Genomic DNA, 16017 nt, shown 5'->3' on the forward strand with positions numbered 1-16017 from the left:
AGTTTCCGATCCGCATCAGACCCGAGGACGCACCATGCCTTCCGAACCCCGCTCGCCTCGCCTTGCCGTTCTGATCGATGCGGACAACGCGTCCGCAAAGATTGCGGATGGGCTGTTCGAGGAAATCGCGAAGATCGGCGAAGCCAGTGTTCGCCGGATCTACGGCGACTTCTCCACCCCGCGCTCGAAAGGCTGGGCCGATATTCTGGCGAAACACGCCATCATCCCGCAGCAGCAGTTCGCCTACACCACCGGGAAGAACGCGTCCGACATCACGCTGGTGATCGACGCGATGGACCTGCTTCACAGCGGCCGGTTCGAAGGCTTCTGCCTGGTGTCGTCCGACAGCGACTTCACCCGCCTCGCCTCCCGGATTCGCGAGCAAGGCGTCGATGTGTTCGGCTTCGGCGAACAGAAGACCCCGGAGAGTTTCCGGCAGGCGTGCCGGCGCTTCGTCTACACCGAAAACCTGGTCGCGGGAGCGACCGACAGCAAGGGCACGACGTCGAGCGCAAAACCGCTTCAGCCTCCGGCCGCGGCCACGCCGATCATCGAGCGGGTGATCAAGCAGATGGAAAGCGAAGACGGCTGGGTGTCGCTCGGTGAAGTCGGCAAGCGCCTGTCCAATCTGGCCTCCGACTTCGATCCCAGAACCTTCGGATTCCGCAAGCTGAGCGACCTGGTGCGAAAGACCAACGCGTTCGAGCTGGAGCAGCAGAACGGACACTCGATGCGGATTCGCCTGAAGCCGACCGGCGCACCGGCCGCCAAGACGACGTCCCCGAGAAAGCGCTCCGCGAGACCGGACGCTCGACGAACCGCAGGTGCTGCGACCTGACCATCCGACGAGTTCGCCTGCCAGCAATCGGGATCGGATCGCGCCCTACCTGCTCCTTGCGGACGAGGCGGCAATGACGTTCAGCGGCGATCGGCCGTCTGCTCCTCACTGGCCTCCCGGCTCGCGCCGAGGTCAATGACGTTGTCCATCGGCGTCAGGAACGATCGACGATGAGTAATCGCCAGCACCGTGACGTCGCCGGCAATTGCACGGATATGATCCATGATGTCGCACTCGGTCTCCTCATCGAGGGCGGAGCTGACCTCGTCGAGAAACAACACCGCCGGGGCACCGTACAGCGCGCGCGCGATCGCAATCCTCTGGCGTTCCCCACCGGATAGTTTGAGACCGCGTTCCCCCACCGCCGTATCAAAACCTTCCGGCAGCGATTCGATCAGGTCGAGGATCGCAGCCTTGTTGGCCACATCGCGCAACCGCGCTTCGTCCCGTTCTCGGCCGAGCAGGATGTTGTCCGCCAGACTCTCGTTGAGCAGGATCACCTCCTGCGGAACGACGGCGATCATCTTGAACCAATCGGCGCGCGCGATCTGCCGAATGTCGGTGCCATCCACTGTGATCCGACCTTGCTGCGGCTCAATCGACTTCAGAGCAAGCTTGAAGACGGTCGATTTTCCCGCGCCGGTCTCGCCGACGATGAACGTGATGGCGCCACGGCCGGCAGAGAATCCGATCCCTGATACGCCTCGGCCATTACCGTAATCGTAGCCAACCTCTTCGAATATGATCGTTCCGTCGGACATACTGAAGGGGATCGACGATGGATCATCGTGCTCTTCCGGGGCGTTCCACAAGCGTGTCAGCGGCAGCAGTTGCGCGCGTGAGCGGGCGAAGCTGTCCATCGTCTGCGCAATCATTTCGAATGGCGTGTTGAGCTGCAGCAACAGAGCGTTGAACAGCACGATGTCGCCGATACTGACGAGTCCCGCCTGATATCTCGGCAACAGCAAAGCGAAGTTGATCGCGAACTGGGCCGCGAGACCGAGGCCGAGCAGAGCCGAGGTTCCTGCCCGCCTGAGCATGTAGGCTCGCCATCCGTCCCTGACCGCGCCGGCCCGATCGGCGAAACGCCGACTCATCCATGTCGAGCCGCCGAGTTGGCGCAAGGTCTCCATCGCGTTCATCGCATTACCCGCAAACCTGGCATTGTCTTGGCTGGCGGCCATCGCAGCGTCCAGAAGCTGCTGCGAGCGTCGCGTCGACCCGAGGGTGACGAGAACGACGATCGCGCCGTAGGCCGCAACCGCGAGGACGATCTGCAGGTCGAGCAGATAGCCGAGCGTGAACAGTGTCAGTCCGACCTGCGTCACGCTCGGGAGCCAGACGATCAGAGCGATGTTCGCGATGGTCGTCAGAGCGCCTCGTCCCTGACCGACCGCATTCTGGATCTCGGCTGGATTGTGCTCGATGAAGAACTCGGCGCGCTTCCTCAGAATTCGCGCGAACAGCTCGGTAGAGACGAAGTATCCCAGATTCTCGTTGGTGATGGCCGAGAGATACTGAACCACCCGGCTCAATACGGATGCGATCCCGACCAGCGCCGCATAAGAAAACAGCGCATAGAGTAGTTCGCCGGACGCACCGCCCTTCGGAAGTTGGTCGATCGCGCGGGAAAACAGATACGGCGCGGCGACGCTGGCTGCGCTGGAGACCAGGATGACGACCACGACAACAGAAAGCGACCGCCAGTCCGCGCGGGCATGGTCGTACAAAATCTGCGCGGTAGGGCTGCGTTCAGAACCGTCGTTGTTCATGCGCCCCTCTCGCGATCGTAGCGATTTTCCAGGAGGCGCCTGTCTTAAACGTCCGACATCGCGATTTCCATCGTCTGTCGACCCATTACAACGATTCAAACAACACTCGCGAAGCCGGGCAAGTTTCGACGGGCATCGCGTCGCGAACGCAGCGGCGGCCGCGGCCTCCGCGAGCTCGGCGCAATCGTTCGAGGCTCGCTACGCGAGCGTCTCGATAAGACGACGCTCCTTGGCGGATGACGGCCGCCTCTGCTCTGGGCTCGTTACTGCGCCCGTCGGCGCGGCGGGCGCGGTTGTTCGGCGCGGGCGTCCGGGGGAGCCTGCTGGGCGGTGTTGCTCGGGCCGAACAGCACCCGAGTCGGGTTACGGTCGAAATTGTTCACTGCCCGGCTGATGTCGGCGAGCGTCCGGCGGCCGTCGAGGATCAGCATGCCGGAACGCTTGTCGAGATTGTCGGCGAGTTCGCGGAACGACTTCACCGCCTGGAACAGCTCGCCGCCATCCTTGCCGCCGGCCAGGGCGTCGATGCCCTGCATCACGCTGTCGGTCTTGGCGATTACGCTGTCGACACGGGACACGATGCTGTCGATCTTGTCGGAGCTGCGCGCCAGGCCCGAGGTGAAGGTCTGCAGGTTCTCCAGTGAGGTCTTCACCGACTCCTGATTGTCGGCGACTAGGCGGTTGACGTTGCGCAGCGTTGCCTTGATGGATTCGGAAATGTCCTGCAGCAGTTCGGGATCGGCGGTCAGCACCGGGGTGCCGTCGTCGTCGAGCGGCACCGGCGGCGCGGTTTCCGAGCCGCCCTTCAGCGAGATCGCGGCGACACCGGTCAGGCCCTGGAATTCCAGGCCGACCTGAGTGTCCTTGCGGATCGGCGCGGTGTTTTCGACCATCGCCAGCGCCACCACGCGGCGCGGATTGTCGAGCTTGACCGACACGACTTCGCCGACCCGGACGCCGTTGAAGTTCACGCTGCCGCCGTTCCGCAGGCCCGATGCCGCGCCCTCGAACACCACCCTCAACGGGCTGCGCGCCTTGGCGGTGTGCAGGCTCTGAAACCACAGCACGAATCCGAACGCCGCGGCGATCACCGCGAGGGTGAACGTGCCGATCAGGAAGTAATTCGCACGCGTTTCCATTTGGCCTTTACTCCACACCAGTCCGCGGCTGCGCCGGCCCGCACCACGCCGCGCCACGCGGCAGGCTTTGAGCGCAGATTGCGGAAGCAAAACGACGCACCAACGGTGCGACGATCGAAATTTTCAGGCACGCACCGCTCATGGCGAACCGACCACTGCGCGGGCGCGCTTACCGTGGAAATAAGAACGCAGCCACGGATGCTGCGAGGCCTGCATGTCGGCGATGGTTCCGGCCGCGATCACCTTGCCATCCCCCAGCACCGCGATGCGATCGCAGGCGGTGTGCAGGCTGTCGAGGTCGTGGGTTACCATGAAAACCGTCAGGCCCAAAGTGCGCTGCAGTGTCCGCACCAGCTCGTCGAAATCGCCGGCGCCGATCGGGTCGAGGCCTGAGGTCGGCTCGTCGAGGAACACCAGTTCGGGATCGAGCGCCAGCGCGCGCGCCAGCGCCACGCGCTTGATCATGCCGCCGGACAGTTCCGACGGATAGCGGTCGATCACTTCCGGCTTCAGGCCGACCATCACCAGCTTGGCAATGGTGATCTCGTCGAGCAGCCGCTGCGACAGCTTGAGATATTCCCGCACCGGGAACTGGATGTTCTGACGCACCGTCAGCGACGAGAACAGCGCGCCCTGCTGGAACAGGATGCCCCAGCGCCGCTCGACGCCGCGGCGCTCGGCCTTGCCGGCCTCGTCGAGGTCGATGCCGAACACTTCGATGCTGCCGCTGACCTTTGGCACCAGCCCAATGATGGTGCGCGTCAGCACCGACTTGCCGGCACCGGACGGCCCGACGAAGCCGAGGATCTCGCCGCGCCGCACGTCGAGGTCGAGCCCGTTCAGCACCCGTGTGGCGCCAAACTGCACGGTGACGTCGCGCACCCGGATGATCGGATCGGCCGCTTCCGTCATCGTCAGATCCCAATTCCAGCAAAGAAGATCGCGAATACGCCGTCCATCACGATCACGAAGAAGATGCTCTTCACCACCGAGGCGGTGGTGTGGCTGCCCAGCGACTCGGCGCTGCCCTGCACCGCCAGCCCCTCGACGCAGGCGACGATGCCGATCACCACCGCCATCACCGGTGCCTTGATCATGCCGACCGTGAAGTGGTCGATGGAGATCGCGTCGCGCAGCCGCAGCAGGAACGCCTCGGGATCGACGCCGCCATATACCCAGGCGACCAGGCCTCCGCCATACAGCGCCGCCATCGCGCCAAGGAAGGTGAGGATCGGCACCGCCAGCACCAGCGCGATCAGCCGCGGCACGATCAGCACGTCGATCGGGTCGAACCCCATGGTTCGCAGCGCGTCGATCTCCTCGCGCATCTTCATCGAACCGAGCTCGGCCGTATAAGCGCTCCCCGACCGGCCGGCGACCATGATCGAGACCAGCAGTACGCCGAGCTCGCGCAGCACCAGGACGCCGAGCATGTCGACCACGAACACATCGGCGCCGAACTTGCGGAAATGGAAGATGCCCTGCTGGGCGACGATGCAGCCGATCAGGAAGGTGATCAGCACGATGATCGGCACGGCGCGCCAGCACACCTGTTCGAGGTGGTGCACCGTCGAGGTCAGCCGGAACGAGGTCGGCCTGATCACGATCCGGCCGAGCCCGGCCAGCACTGCGCCCATCATGCTGATCAGCGCAACGATGTCGTCGGCGAAGGTGTAGACGGTGCGGCCGAGCTTTTCGATCGGCCCACGCAGCGACAATCCCGATTTCGGCGGCGGTTCCGCCGCGCCGACCTGGCGAACCTCGTCGACCAGACTGGCGTAGTTGGTCGACAGACCGGAGATCAGCGCCTCAGCCCCGTCCCGGCCGAGATTGCGCCGCAGCCGCTCGATCAGCCAGGCGCCGAAAGTATCGAGCCGCGCGATGCCGGAGACATCGATGGACACGTTCGGCTTGCTGTCGGCGATCTGCTCGGCCTCGGCGACCAGCCGCTCCAGCGCCGGCGCGAACCGGGCCGTCCACGATCCCGACGCGCACAGCGCCAGCCCTTCGCCACGCGCGATCCGTTCGAGCGACGGGTCGCCCTCCAACGCCATCTGCTGTGTCATTTTGAGCCAATCCGGTTTCGACCGTCGCCTTGCGGGACAAGCGCTTTACCAGCCATACTTATCAGCTCCGAGCAACCCTCGGATTGAGCTGACAAGGCCTGCAAATGTTTTCCCCGATCACCTCGGATCTGACCGCCCGCATCGAGCGCTGGCCGATCGCCGGCGCTTTCACCATCAGCCGTGGCGCCAAGACCGAGGCGATCGTGGTGGTGGCCGAGTTGCGGTCCGGCGACCATGTCGGCCGCGGCGAATGCGTCCCCTATGCCCGCTATGGCGAGACCCCGGATGGGGCGCTTGCCGCGCTGGAGGCGATGCGCACGCCGCTCGCCGCCGGGCTCGGCCGAACGAAGCTGCAGGCCGCGATGCCGCCCGGCGCCGCCCGCAATGCGCTCGACTGCGCGCTGATCGATCTTCAGGCCAAAGCCAGCGGCCGGCGCGCCTGGGAGCTGCTCGGCAGCCCGCCGCCGCGCTCCGCTACCACCGCCTACACCATCTCGCTCGGCACACCCGAGGCGATGGCCGAGGCCACCGCCAAGGCGGCGTCCCGGCCGCTGCTCAAGATCAAGCTCGGTGGCGACGGCGACGCAGAGCGGATCGCCGCCGTGCGCCGCGCCGCGCCGAACGCGGAACTGATCGTCGACGCCAACGAGGCCTGGACGCCGGACAATCTCGCGCAAAATCTCAACGCCTGCGCCGACGCTGGCGTGACTCTGGTCGAGCAGCCGCTGCCCGCCGGCCGCGACGAAGCGCTGAGCGCGATCACGCGACCGATTGCGGTGTGCGCCGACGAGAGCGTGCACGACCGCGCGTCGCTGGCCGCGCTGCGCGGCCGCTACGACGCGGTCAACATCAAGCTGGACAAGACCGGCGGGCTCACCGAGGCGCTGGCGATGGCCGAAGCCGCGCAGGCACTCGGCCTGCAGATCATGGTCGGCTGCATGGTCGCGACCTCGCTGGCGATGGCGCCGGCGATGCTGCTGACCCCGTTCGCGCGGTTCGTCGATCTCGACGGCCCGCTGCTGCTGGCGCGCGACCGCGACGACGGCCTGCGCTACGACGGCAGCACGGTCTATCCGCCCGAACCGGCGCTGTGGGGCTGACCCGCGCCCGCCGGCGCGAGCAGCCGCTGCCGCATCAGCACCAGCACCACCGCTCCGGCAAATCCCATCATCGCCATCATGTCGTACACCGCCATGCCATAGCGGGCGAACACCGCGCCGGAGGCGACCGACGCACTGCTCATCACCAGGCCGGTCGCGGCGGTGTAGTACCCCTGCCCGCGGGCAATCACAGGACCGGGCACGTGGCGGACCAGCAGCCCCATGGTGCCGACCTGGGTCAGGCCGAAGGTGAGGCCGTGAAGTAACTGCACCGCAGTGAGCAGCGGCAATGACGGATCCTGCGCGGTGACCAGCCAACGCAGCACCGCGCTCAGTGCTCCACCCAACATCAGCCACATCGGCGACCAGGTGAACCGCGGCGACAGCGCGAACACCACGATTTCGGCGACGACGCCGAGCACCCACAGGATCGCGATCGTCGTGCCGCTGAGGCCGGCGCCCTGCCAGACGATCGACGCGAACGTGTAGTAGGCAGCGTGGCTGCCCTGGATCAGCGCCGCGGCGATGATGATTGCCAGGAAGGTCGGATTGCGCAGCAGCGCCGCGCCGCGCTGCGGCGCCACAGCTTTCGCCGGCGCATCGAGCGGCCGCAGGCCGAAGCTGGCGACCGCGCCCAGCCATGCGGCGGCGACGATCAACCAGATCAGATGCTCCGGCGCGACCACATCGGCGAGCGCGCCGCTGATCAGCGCTGCGGCGATGAAGGCGGCAGAGCCCCACAGCCGCAGCGGCCCGTAGTTCAACCCGTAGCGCGCCACAGCCTTCAGCGCGTAGCCGTCGGTCAGCGGCACGATCGGCGTCCAGAAGCAGGCGGTGAGCACGAACACCACGAAGATCAGCAGCGGCCCACGTAAGATCCCGAGGAGGGTGAATCCGAGCGCGGTGATCAGTGCGGTCGTGATCATTGCGGCGCGGATCGCGTTGCGTCGCTCGGCAGTGGCCGTGATGAAAGGCAGCAGCGTGAAACGCGTCACCGCCGGCGCGGCGACGATCAGCCCGATCCAAGAAGCCTCGATTCCAACGGCCTTCAGCCACACCGTGAAGAACGGCAGATAGATGCCGGTGACGGTGAAGGTGGTCGCGTAGAACACCGCGAGCCGAAGCGCGAATCGCGTCGAAACTGGTGATGGGGTGGGGATTTGTGATTCGAAAGACATCAATTCAATTGCGATTCGACGCGGATCGTGGTGATCGTTATCGTGACGCGCAGTGATTTGTGCAACGAGTCCATGATGGCCGACGAAGCATTCGCCCTTTCGCCGATCTCCGCCCGAGCGGCAATGCCGAGTGATGCGGACTACGACGCGATCCGCGAAGCCTTCATGGAGACTTCGCGCGGGCGCTGGTTTCTCAACGAATATGCCAAGCGCAACCGCAACGCCGACACCACCATGGTGCTCGACGCGGTGGCGCGGATCGAACAGACGCTCGCCGCTCAGAAGCAGGCGCAGGCCGAAGCGGCCGGCGAATCGCTGATCGCGCTCCGCGCGATGGTCGGCGAAGCGCGCGCCCGGGTCGCCAAGGCGATCGCAGCACTGGACGACACCGCAACCCTGGCGGCGGCACATCGCGGCGCCCACGCTGTCAGCGAGGTGGCCTCGACGTTACGCGAATGCGGCGCCGACGCGCGAATCTGCGATCTGCTCGACCAGCAGGTCGCGGCGATCGAAGGCGGCCACCGGCTGGTGGCGACGATCGACCGCGGCGCGATCGAAGCTGCATTTGATCAGATGCTGCAGCACATCGCCGCGATCTCAGGCGTGGCGTCAGACGCTGTGGCTGCCCCGGCGGCAGCCGAAGCCGCGTCTCCCGCGACCGCGGACATGGTGTCACCGGCCGCCCCCGCGCAGCACAGCTCCGCTCCTACGGCCTCGCTCGCGCAGGCCGCCGCGCCGGCACCGCAGCCTGCAGCTCAGCAACACGCCGAAGCTCCGCAGCCGGCCTCCCTCGCCGCACCACAGCCTCCGGCTGATGCTGCGTTGACGATGGTCGCAGGCGTCGAGGCGGATGAAGTCGAATTCGTCGAGACGGCGGAGCAAGCCGCGGACGACACCGCCGAGCTGCCTGCTGCGACTGGCGGGACATCGGCCGGCATCGGACTGATCGCGCAGCCGAACGACGCCACGGATCTGCTCGACGAGGTGGTGGCGCTGGATGCCGAGGGCGCCAACGACGATGCGGTGCTCGACCTGGTCGCCCACGAGATGTCGGCCCCCGACGTCTCGGCGCCGTATCGGCCCGAGGACGACGCCTACGCGGCGGCCGCGGCCAGCACGGCCGAGGAGATCGAGTCCGATATCGCAGCGCTGCAGCAGGCGTTGAACGAGGAGATCGCGGCCGCGCCGGAGCCGATCCCGGCCGACCAAGCCCCGGGCTTTGCAGCCGACGAATTTGCAACCGACGCATTTGCGGCCGACGCGCTGGAAGCACCCGCCGAGCCTGAACGGGACGAGCCCGAACACGAGACCTTAGCCAGCGCCGAACCGGACTTCGGCCCGGTCGGCGAGGCCGCCCCGGTGGCGGCCGTGACGGCACCGACCGCTGCCTCGATGACCGCTGCTCCAATCACCGCTGCGAGCGCTGCGGCGGACCAGGCGATCGCAGCCGCGCCGGCCTCGCTCGGCGCCGCCGCCATCGCCAGCGGTGCGGTGGCGACGCCATCGCCGATGCGCAGCGACGCGCTGGTGCCGTTCCGGCGGATGAGCCAGTCCGAAAAGATCGCGTTCTTTTCGTAATCAGCGAATCGTAACGAGCGGCTGAGCCCGCACGCCTGAGACGATCAGGCGATCAGCCGAGCGAACAAATCGGCATCGACGTTGCCGCCCGACAGTACGATCGCGACGGTCTTGCCGCGAACGTCCAGCTTGCCGGCCAGCAGTGCCGCCAGCGCCACCGCGCCACCCGGCTCCACCACCAGCTTCAGCTCCCGGAAGGCGAAGCCGACCGCCCGGCCGACCTCGGCATCGGACGCCGCGACGCCGCCTGCGAGCAGCACCCGGTTGATCGCGAAGGTGACTTCGCCCGGGATCGTCATCATCAGCGCATCGCAAATAGTACGCCCACCGGCCGGATTGGATTCGCGGTGCCCTGCCACCAGCGAGCGGGCGTGATCGTCGAAACCTTCCGGCTCGGCCGACATCACCGCCGCCTGCGGGAAACGTGCCTTAAGAGCCAGCGCTGTGCCGGCGACCAGCCCGCCACCTGAGGCCGGCGCCATCACCAGATCCGGCGCGAGACCGAGCGCGGCAAGGTCTTCGGCGATCTCGCGGCCGACGGTGCCCTGCCCGGCGATCACCATCGGATCGTCGAACGGCCGCACCAGCGTCGCGCCACTGCGGTTCGCGATGTCGCGCGCGATCGCCTCACGATCCTCGCGGTCACGATCGTACAGCACCACCTCGGCGCCATAACCGGCAGTGCGTTCGCGTTTGGAGGCCGGCGCATCCGACGGCATCACGATGGTGGCGCGGACGCCGAGCAGTTGCGCCGCCGCGGCGACGCCTTGGGCGTGATTGCCGGAGCTGAACCCGACCACGCCGGCCCGCCGGAGCTCCGGCGAGAGCGACGCCAGCTTGTTGTAGGCGCCGCGAAACTTGAACGAGCCGGTGCGCTGCAGGACCTCGGGCTTGAGGAACACGCGGCCGCCGGTCGCGGCGTCGAGCGCGGGCGAACTCAACAGCGGGGTCCGCACTGCGACCGGGGCGAGCACTGCGGCTGCCGCGTCGATATCGGCGATCGAGACGGGAAGGTCGGGGAAACTGGTCATGACGCACGCATCTAACGCGCTGCAGCGCGCGCGGACAAGGTGCGATGATACATCCGTGCTAGGCGACCAACCGATGCGGCTTGGCGCCATGCGGACCGAGCCGGGTCGATTCCAGCATGGCCGCGCGGCGGACGTTGTCGATGAAGGCGTGCGCCGAGGCTTCCCAGGTGTGATCGGCTGCAAATGCCAGACATGCGTCGCGCGAGATTTCCAGCGCGCCGAGGCAGGCCGCGCGCAGATCCTCACTCAGCACGCCGACCGGCTCGTCGCCGATCACATCGCGCGGCCCGGTGACCGGATAGGCTGCGACAGGCACGCCGCTCGCCAGCGCCTCGAGCAGCACCAGCCCGTAGGTGTCGGTCTTGCTCGGAAACACGAACACGTCGGCGGCGGCGTAGACTTCCGCCAGCGCCTCGCCCTGCTTGGCGCCGAGAAACACCGCGTCGGGGAAATCACGTTCCAGCGCCGCGCGCGCCGGGCCGTCGCCGACCACGACCTTGGTGCCGGGCAGATCGAGCGACAGGAACGCTTCGAGGTTCTTCTCGACCGCGACCCGGCCGACCGACAGGAACACCGGCCGCGGCAGGCCGAGATCGGCGCCCTCGCGCGGATGGAACAGGTGGCCGTCGACGCCGCGCGGCCACAGCACGACGTTACGGAAGCCGCGACCGCGCAGCTCGTCCGCCAGCGCCGTGGTCGCCGCCATCACGGCGTGGCTGGCGCCGTGAAACCGGCGCAGCAGCGCCCACACCCAGGACTCGGGGATCGGCGCGCGCGCCGAGACGTATTCGGGAAACCGGGTGTGAAAGCTGGTGGTGAAGCGCAGACCGCGCTTGCGGCAGTAGAGCCGCGCCGCGAGCCCGATCGGCCCTTCGGTGGCGATATGGACGCAATCGGCATGCGCGACGTTGATCAGATGCGCGACCCGAATAGGATTGGGGATCGCAATCCGCAGATCCGGATAGCTCGGCAGCGCCACCGTCGGAAACGTCTCGGGCGTGAGGAACACGATTTCGACGCCGAGCGACTTCGCCGCTTCGGCCATCATCGTCAGCGTCCGCACCACGCCGTTGACCTGCGGGTGCCAAGCGTCGGTCGCGATCAGGATGCGCATCAGGCGGCCCGCGCCGCGACCGTCGGCACCGGCAGATTGCGCTTGAGCAGATCGGTCCAGGTGATGATCTCGAACCGGCCGTCCTCGTGCTCGGCGAGCACGGTGCAGCTCTCGACCCAGTCGCCGCAGTTCATGTAGTTGATGCCGTGGAAGTCACGGATCGCGGCGGTGTGGATGTGACCGCAGATCACACCGTCGGTGCCGTGGCGGCGGGCTTCCTGCGCCAGCGTCTCCTCGAACGCGCCGATGTAGTTCACCGCGTTCTTGACCTTGTGCTTGGCCCATTGCGACAGCGACCAATACGGCACACCGAACCAGCGGCGGAACGCGTTGACGATACGGTTGAGCCGGATCGCCAAGTCATAGGCCCTGTCGCCGACATGGGCGAGCCACCTGGCGTTCTGTACCACCAGATCGAAAATATCGCCGTGGATAACAAGATAACGGCGACCGTCGGCGCCGGTGTGGATCGCGTTCTCGACCACCTCGATGCCGCCGAAATGCGTGCCGTAGTACGAGCGCAGGAACTCGTCGTGATTGCCCGGCACGTAGATGACCCGCGCGCCCTTGCGGACCTTGCGCAACATCTTCTGCACGAAGTCGTTGTGCGATTGCGGCCAGTACCAGCTCGACTTCAGCGCCCAGCCGTCGACGATGTCGCCGACCAGATAGATAGTGTCGGCATCGTGGACGCGGAGGAAATCGAGCAGCAGGTTGGCCTGCGATCCTCGTGCGCCGAGATGGACGTCTGAAATGAACAGGGTGCGAAAGCGTCGTTCCGGACCGTCGTCGCTCATCGGTCTTGTCCCATTCAAGGCCGCCCGCGGGCGGCGACGTTTCGAGGCAGGACTCACGCCGCCATCGGCGTGCCGGTCCGCTCGAAACACACCAGCGTGTAGATGCCGAACGGCTTCAGCTTGCGCCGCTCGACCAGAATTGCGTCGGAGGTGCCCTGCGCCCAGGCCTGCAGCCGCGCGAACGGAAATTCCGGACGCAGGCCGAGTGCGCGGGTCTTTTGCGCCGCCCAGCGTTCGACCGCAGCCGCCACGCCGACTTCGGAGTACAAATGATTGACCAGGATGATGCGCCCGCCGGGCTTCACCACGCGGTGACACTCCGACAGCACCTGTTCGGGATTGGCGACCAGCGTGATGACGAACTGCGCCACGACGCAGTCGAACGTCGCATCGTCGAATTCCATCGCGTGCGCATCCATCTGGCGCACGTCCTTGACCCACGGATAGCGGCCCGACGCCATCTTGGCGCGCGCCTTCTCCAGCATCGGCCCGCACAGATCGATACCGGTTATTTCGGTCGAGGCGTCGTAATCGTCGAACGACAATCCGGTACCAACGCCGACTTCGAGAATTTTACCGCCCTGCGCGCGCGCTTCAGCCGCCGCCGCGCGCCGTCCCTTCACCATCACCGGCCCGCACACCGCGTCGTAGATCGGGGCCCAGCGGGCGTAGGCGGTTTCAATCAGAGACTTGTCGAGGTCGGGTGTCATCGGTTCCACGAATCGTAAATTACTTACGAATTCGGATTATCAGCCGAGTACGACGACTGGACGACAGCGCGGAGCGCCCCAGTTTGTGCCTTAGTCGAAGCCGTGGAAATGATGGATCGGGCCGTGGCCGTGCCCGACCGACAGACGATCCGCTGCGGCGATCGCGGCGCTCACCCATTGTTTGGCCGCCGCCACAGAGTCCTGCAACGACTGGCCTTTCGCGAGATTAGCAGCGATCGCGGAGGACAGCGAGCAACCGGTGCCGTGGGTGTTGTCGGTCATGATCCGCGGCGCCGCGAGCGCCTGCACTTCGGTTCCAACAAACAGGTAATCGGTGCTGGTCGGCCCGGTCCCGTGGCCGCCTTTGATCAACACAGCTTCGCAGCCCAGCGCGAGCAGGCGGCGGCCCTGGCGTTCGATCGCGGCAGGCTCGGCGGCGACCGGCTCGTCGAGCAGCGCGGCAGCCTCCGGCAGGTTCGGCGTGATGATCCGGGCACGCGGGATCAGCGCCGTGCGCAACGCCTCGACGCAGTCGTCGGCGATCAGCCGGTCGCCGGAGGTCGCGACCATCACCGGGTCGAGCACGACATTGGCGGCGTGCCACCGGTCCAGCCCCTCGGCAATCGCGGTGATCACCCCGCGCTGCGCCACCATTCCGATCTTGGTGGCGGCGACGGCGAGATCGCTGAACACCGCATCGATCTGGGCTGTGACGAAGTCGGCCGGCACGTCGTGGATCGCGGTCACGCCGCGGGTGTTCTGCGCGGTCAGCGCCGTGATCACCGAGGCGCCATAGACGCGGTTGGCGGAAAACGATTTGAGATCGGCCTGAATACCGGCGCCGCCCCCGGAGTCGGAGCCGGCGATGGTGAGTGCGATCGGAATGGCCATCAACGTGCTCGATTGAAAAGAGTGCGGACCGGCAGCCCTTGGCGGTCGTAGCGCGCCCGCGCCGCAGCGGCAAGAGCTTGCGCCGACAGGGTGTTTTAGGCTTGATGGCGCAAATCAAGCTGCCGGAGAGACCCGCGATGGTGCCGTTTTTCGTTCAGATCAAATGCCAGCTCGGCCAGTCCTATGCCGTCGCCAACGCGATCGCCGAAGCCGAGATCGCGTCGGAGATCTATTCCACCGCCGGCGATTACGACCTGCTGGTGAAATTCTACGTCGATCGTTCGACCGATATCGGCCATTTCGTCGCCGAGAAGGTCCAGGTGGTCCCCGGCATCAAGGACACTCACACCATCATCACCTTCAAGGCGTTCGGCCCGAAGTGATCGCCGATCACCCGGCCTTGGCCTTGCGCGGCGGTCGGGCCGGCCCCTGCACCGGCGGCAGCGACTTGATGTAGGCGGCGATCGCCTCCCGGTCGTCCTTGCCGAGCTGCGAGGTGTTGCGGATCACCTGCGCCATCGAGCCGCCGGCGCTGTCGCCTTCGGGCGTCATGCCGGTCTCGAGGAAATAGGCAATGTCGACGGCGCTCCAGTCGCCGAGTCCCTTCTGAGTGATGTTCGGCACCCAGCCCTTGCCTTCCGGATCGGGCCCGCCGGCGAAGCGCTGCGACGCGACGATGCCGCCGAGCATGTTGCGCGGGCTGTGGCACTCGGCACAGTGGCCGAAGCTGTTCACCAGATACGCGCCGCGATTCCACTGCGCCGATTGAGTCGGGTCGGGCGTGAAAGGCTTGTCGTCGAAGAACAGCAGCTTCCACAGCCCGACCGCACGGCGGATGTTGAACGGAAACGACAGCTCGTTCGGCTGCACCCGTCCGGCCACCGCCGGCAGCGTCTTGATGTAGGCGAACAGGTCGCGGACGTCGTCGAGGCGCGCATGCGCGTAGGACGGATATGGAAACGCCGGGTAGAGATGCACGCCGCCCGGCGCAGTGCCGCGCATCACCGCACTGACGAACTCGGCTTCGGTCCATTTGCCGATGCCGTCGTTCGGATCGGGCGAGATGTTCGGCACATGGAACGTGCCGAACTCCGACTTCAGCCCCAGACCGCCGCCGAGCCGGGTGCGGTCGTCCTGCTTCGGCGTAGCATGGCATTCGGCGCAGCCGCCCGCGATAAATACGGTGCGGCCGTTCTCCAGATCGGCGGTGCGCGATGGCAGCCGGTCGGCCGACACCGTGGCGGGCATGGTCAGCAGCCAGAGCGCCGCAATGCCGATGATTGCCGCGATCAGAATCGCGGCTCCGATTGTCCTGGCCACGGCGATCTCCGCTGCCGACCGGCGCGCTAGCCCTCCTTCTGGCGGAAGTTCTCGTGGCAGCTCCCGCATGCCTTGCCGATCGGCTGCACCGCCGCCTTCAGCGTGTCGACGTCCTTGATCTTGCCCTTGGCGCCATCGACCGCCTTGGCGAAGTCGGCGATCTCGGCGTCGAACTTGGTGCGCTCGGTCCAGATCTTCGGCGAAGCGCTGTACTTGCCGTCGAACGGTTTCAGCCCCTTGGCGCTGTCCGGAAACAGCTTGGGCAGATCCTTGGCGGTTTCGTCGAACTGCTTCAGCGCCGCATCGACCGCGGCCTGATCGTAGGGCTTCTCGCCCTTGGCCATGGCGCCGAGCACCATCATGTTCCGCCCGTTGTCCTTCATGACCTTCTGGGTCTTATCGACCAGGTCCTGCTGCGCCATCACGGCGCTCGCCGTCAGCACCAAGGCTCCGGCCACGATCACAGTTCGCAACATTGAGACG

The 16017-nt window shown here is 66.4% G+C and carries 16 protein-coding genes; 4 read left to right on the top strand and 12 right to left on the bottom strand.

Going from position 1 to position 16017, the window contains the following annotated elements:
• The first annotated feature begins 34 nt into the window (after positions 1-34).
• A complete protein-coding gene (locus tag M9H71_RS08730; RefSeq protein ID WP_455404650.1) occupies positions 35-838 on the top strand; it encodes an NYN domain-containing protein in 804 nt (267 codons plus the stop codon).
• 80 nt (positions 839-918) lie between these two features.
• On the opposite strand, the gene M9H71_RS08735 is transcribed toward M9H71_RS08730, so the two are convergent.
• The 4 genes from M9H71_RS08735 to M9H71_RS08750 form a co-directional block, all read right to left on the bottom strand.
• Entirely contained in the window at positions 919-2610 is a 1692-nt protein-coding gene (locus M9H71_RS08735; protein ID WP_455404651.1) for an ABC transporter ATP-binding protein, read from the bottom strand.
• Positions 2611-2873: 263 nt separating this feature from the next.
• Complete coding sequence (locus M9H71_RS08740) at positions 2874-3749, bottom strand: MlaD family protein (protein ID WP_455404652.1); 876 nt, start codon at positions 3747-3749, stop codon at positions 2874-2876.
• A 138-nt stretch (positions 3750-3887) separates the two neighbouring features.
• Entirely contained in the window at positions 3888-4661 is a 774-nt protein-coding gene (locus M9H71_RS08745) for an ABC transporter ATP-binding protein (RefSeq protein ID WP_455404653.1), read from the bottom strand.
• A 2-nt stretch (positions 4662-4663) separates the two neighbouring features.
• A complete protein-coding gene (locus tag M9H71_RS08750; RefSeq protein WP_455404654.1) occupies positions 4664-5815 on the bottom strand; it encodes an ABC transporter permease in 1152 nt (383 codons plus the stop codon).
• Between the two features lie 104 nt (positions 5816-5919).
• Between M9H71_RS08750 and dgcA the strand changes: the two genes are divergently transcribed.
• Positions 5920-6915, top strand: a complete 996-nt coding sequence (dgcA, locus tag M9H71_RS08755; protein ID WP_455404655.1) for an N-acetyl-D-Glu racemase DgcA — start codon at positions 5920-5922, stop codon at positions 6913-6915.
• Here dgcA and M9H71_RS08760 read toward each other — a convergent pair.
• The gene (locus tag M9H71_RS08760; RefSeq protein ID WP_455404656.1) at positions 6885-8093 is read right to left on the bottom strand and encodes an MFS transporter; all 1209 of its coding nucleotides are present in this window, start codon (positions 8091-8093) and stop codon (positions 6885-6887) included. The genes dgcA and M9H71_RS08760 overlap by 31 nt on opposite strands.
• A 75-nt stretch (positions 8094-8168) precedes the next feature.
• Between M9H71_RS08760 and M9H71_RS08765 the strand changes: the two genes are divergently transcribed.
• On the top strand, positions 8169-9671 hold the full coding sequence (locus M9H71_RS08765) for a hypothetical protein (protein WP_455404657.1): 1503 nt from the start codon (positions 8169-8171) through the stop codon (positions 9669-9671).
• A gap of 44 nt (positions 9672-9715) precedes the next feature.
• On the opposite strand, the gene M9H71_RS08770 is transcribed toward M9H71_RS08765, so the two are convergent.
• The 5 genes from M9H71_RS08770 to thiD form a co-directional block, all read right to left on the bottom strand.
• A complete protein-coding gene (locus M9H71_RS08770) occupies positions 9716-10702 on the bottom strand; it encodes a threonine ammonia-lyase (protein ID WP_455404658.1) in 987 nt (328 codons plus the stop codon).
• 58 nt (positions 10703-10760) lie between these two features.
• Positions 10761-11816 carry a glycosyltransferase family 4 protein gene (locus M9H71_RS08775; protein ID WP_455404659.1) on the bottom strand — a complete coding sequence of 352 codons (1056 nt, stop codon included), beginning with the start codon at positions 11814-11816 and terminating at the stop codon, positions 10761-10763.
• Complete coding sequence (locus M9H71_RS08780; RefSeq protein WP_455404660.1) at positions 11816-12613, bottom strand: UDP-2,3-diacylglucosamine diphosphatase; 798 nt, start codon at positions 12611-12613, stop codon at positions 11816-11818. Before M9H71_RS08780 ends, M9H71_RS08775 begins: the two co-directional genes overlap by 1 nt.
• Before the next feature lie 53 nt (positions 12614-12666).
• The gene (locus M9H71_RS08785) at positions 12667-13323 is read right to left on the bottom strand and encodes a class I SAM-dependent methyltransferase (protein ID WP_455404661.1); all 657 of its coding nucleotides are present in this window, start codon (positions 13321-13323) and stop codon (positions 12667-12669) included.
• A gap of 90 nt (positions 13324-13413) precedes the next feature.
• Positions 13414-14214, bottom strand: coding sequence for a bifunctional hydroxymethylpyrimidine kinase/phosphomethylpyrimidine kinase (gene thiD, locus M9H71_RS08790; RefSeq protein WP_455404662.1), 801 nt, complete (start codon positions 14212-14214; stop codon positions 13414-13416).
• Between the two features lie 137 nt (positions 14215-14351).
• On the opposite strand from thiD, the gene M9H71_RS08795 reads away from it, so the two are divergent.
• A complete protein-coding gene (locus tag M9H71_RS08795) occupies positions 14352-14597 on the top strand; it encodes an Lrp/AsnC ligand binding domain-containing protein (RefSeq protein ID WP_110788678.1) in 246 nt (81 codons plus the stop codon).
• A 7-nt stretch (positions 14598-14604) separates the two neighbouring features.
• Here the strand turns inward: M9H71_RS08795 and M9H71_RS08800 are convergent, their stop codons facing one another.
• Both M9H71_RS08800 and M9H71_RS08805 read right to left on the bottom strand, forming a co-directional pair.
• Positions 14605-15534: a c-type cytochrome gene (locus M9H71_RS08800; RefSeq protein WP_455404663.1), complete on the bottom strand. Its 930-nt coding sequence runs from the start codon at positions 15532-15534 to the stop codon at positions 14605-14607.
• 26 nt (positions 15535-15560) lie between these two features.
• Positions 15561-16010, bottom strand: a complete 450-nt coding sequence (locus tag M9H71_RS08805) for a c-type cytochrome (protein WP_455404664.1) — start codon at positions 16008-16010, stop codon at positions 15561-15563.
• Between the last annotated feature and the right edge of the window lie 7 nt (positions 16011-16017).

The organism is Rhodopseudomonas parapalustris (genome assembly GCF_053772255.1).

Coding starts and splice junctions, on each gene's coding strand:
- M9H71_RS08730 (WP_455404650.1), top strand. CDS start 35: ATGCCTTCCGAACCCCGCTCGCCTCGCCTTGCCGTTCTGATCGATGCG.
- M9H71_RS08735 (WP_455404651.1), bottom strand. CDS start 2,610: ATGAACAACGACGGTTCTGAACGCAGCCCTACCGCGCAGATTTTGTAC.
- M9H71_RS08740 (WP_455404652.1), bottom strand. CDS start 3,749: ATGGAAACGCGTGCGAATTACTTCCTGATCGGCACGTTCACCCTCGCG.
- M9H71_RS08745 (WP_455404653.1), bottom strand. CDS start 4,661: ATGACGGAAGCGGCCGATCCGATCATCCGGGTGCGCGACGTCACCGTG.
- M9H71_RS08750 (WP_455404654.1), bottom strand. CDS start 5,815: ATGACACAGCAGATGGCGTTGGAGGGCGACCCGTCGCTCGAACGGATC.
- dgcA (WP_455404655.1), top strand. CDS start 5,920: ATGTTTTCCCCGATCACCTCGGATCTGACCGCCCGCATCGAGCGCTGG.
- M9H71_RS08760 (WP_455404656.1), bottom strand. CDS start 8,093: ATGTCTTTCGAATCACAAATCCCCACCCCATCACCAGTTTCGACGCGA.
- M9H71_RS08765 (WP_455404657.1), top strand. CDS start 8,169: ATGGCCGACGAAGCATTCGCCCTTTCGCCGATCTCCGCCCGAGCGGCA.
- M9H71_RS08770 (WP_455404658.1), bottom strand. CDS start 10,702: ATGACCAGTTTCCCCGACCTTCCCGTCTCGATCGCCGATATCGACGCG.
- M9H71_RS08775 (WP_455404659.1), bottom strand. CDS start 11,816: ATGCGCATCCTGATCGCGACCGACGCTTGGCACCCGCAGGTCAACGGC.
- M9H71_RS08780 (WP_455404660.1), bottom strand. CDS start 12,613: ATGAGCGACGACGGTCCGGAACGACGCTTTCGCACCCTGTTCATTTCA.
- M9H71_RS08785 (WP_455404661.1), bottom strand. CDS start 13,323: ATGACACCCGACCTCGACAAGTCTCTGATTGAAACCGCCTACGCCCGC.
- thiD (WP_455404662.1), bottom strand. CDS start 14,214: ATGGCCATTCCGATCGCACTCACCATCGCCGGCTCCGACTCCGGGGGC.
- M9H71_RS08795 (WP_110788678.1), top strand. CDS start 14,352: ATGGTGCCGTTTTTCGTTCAGATCAAATGCCAGCTCGGCCAGTCCTAT.
- M9H71_RS08805 (WP_455404664.1), bottom strand. CDS start 16,010: ATGTTGCGAACTGTGATCGTGGCCGGAGCCTTGGTGCTGACGGCGAGC.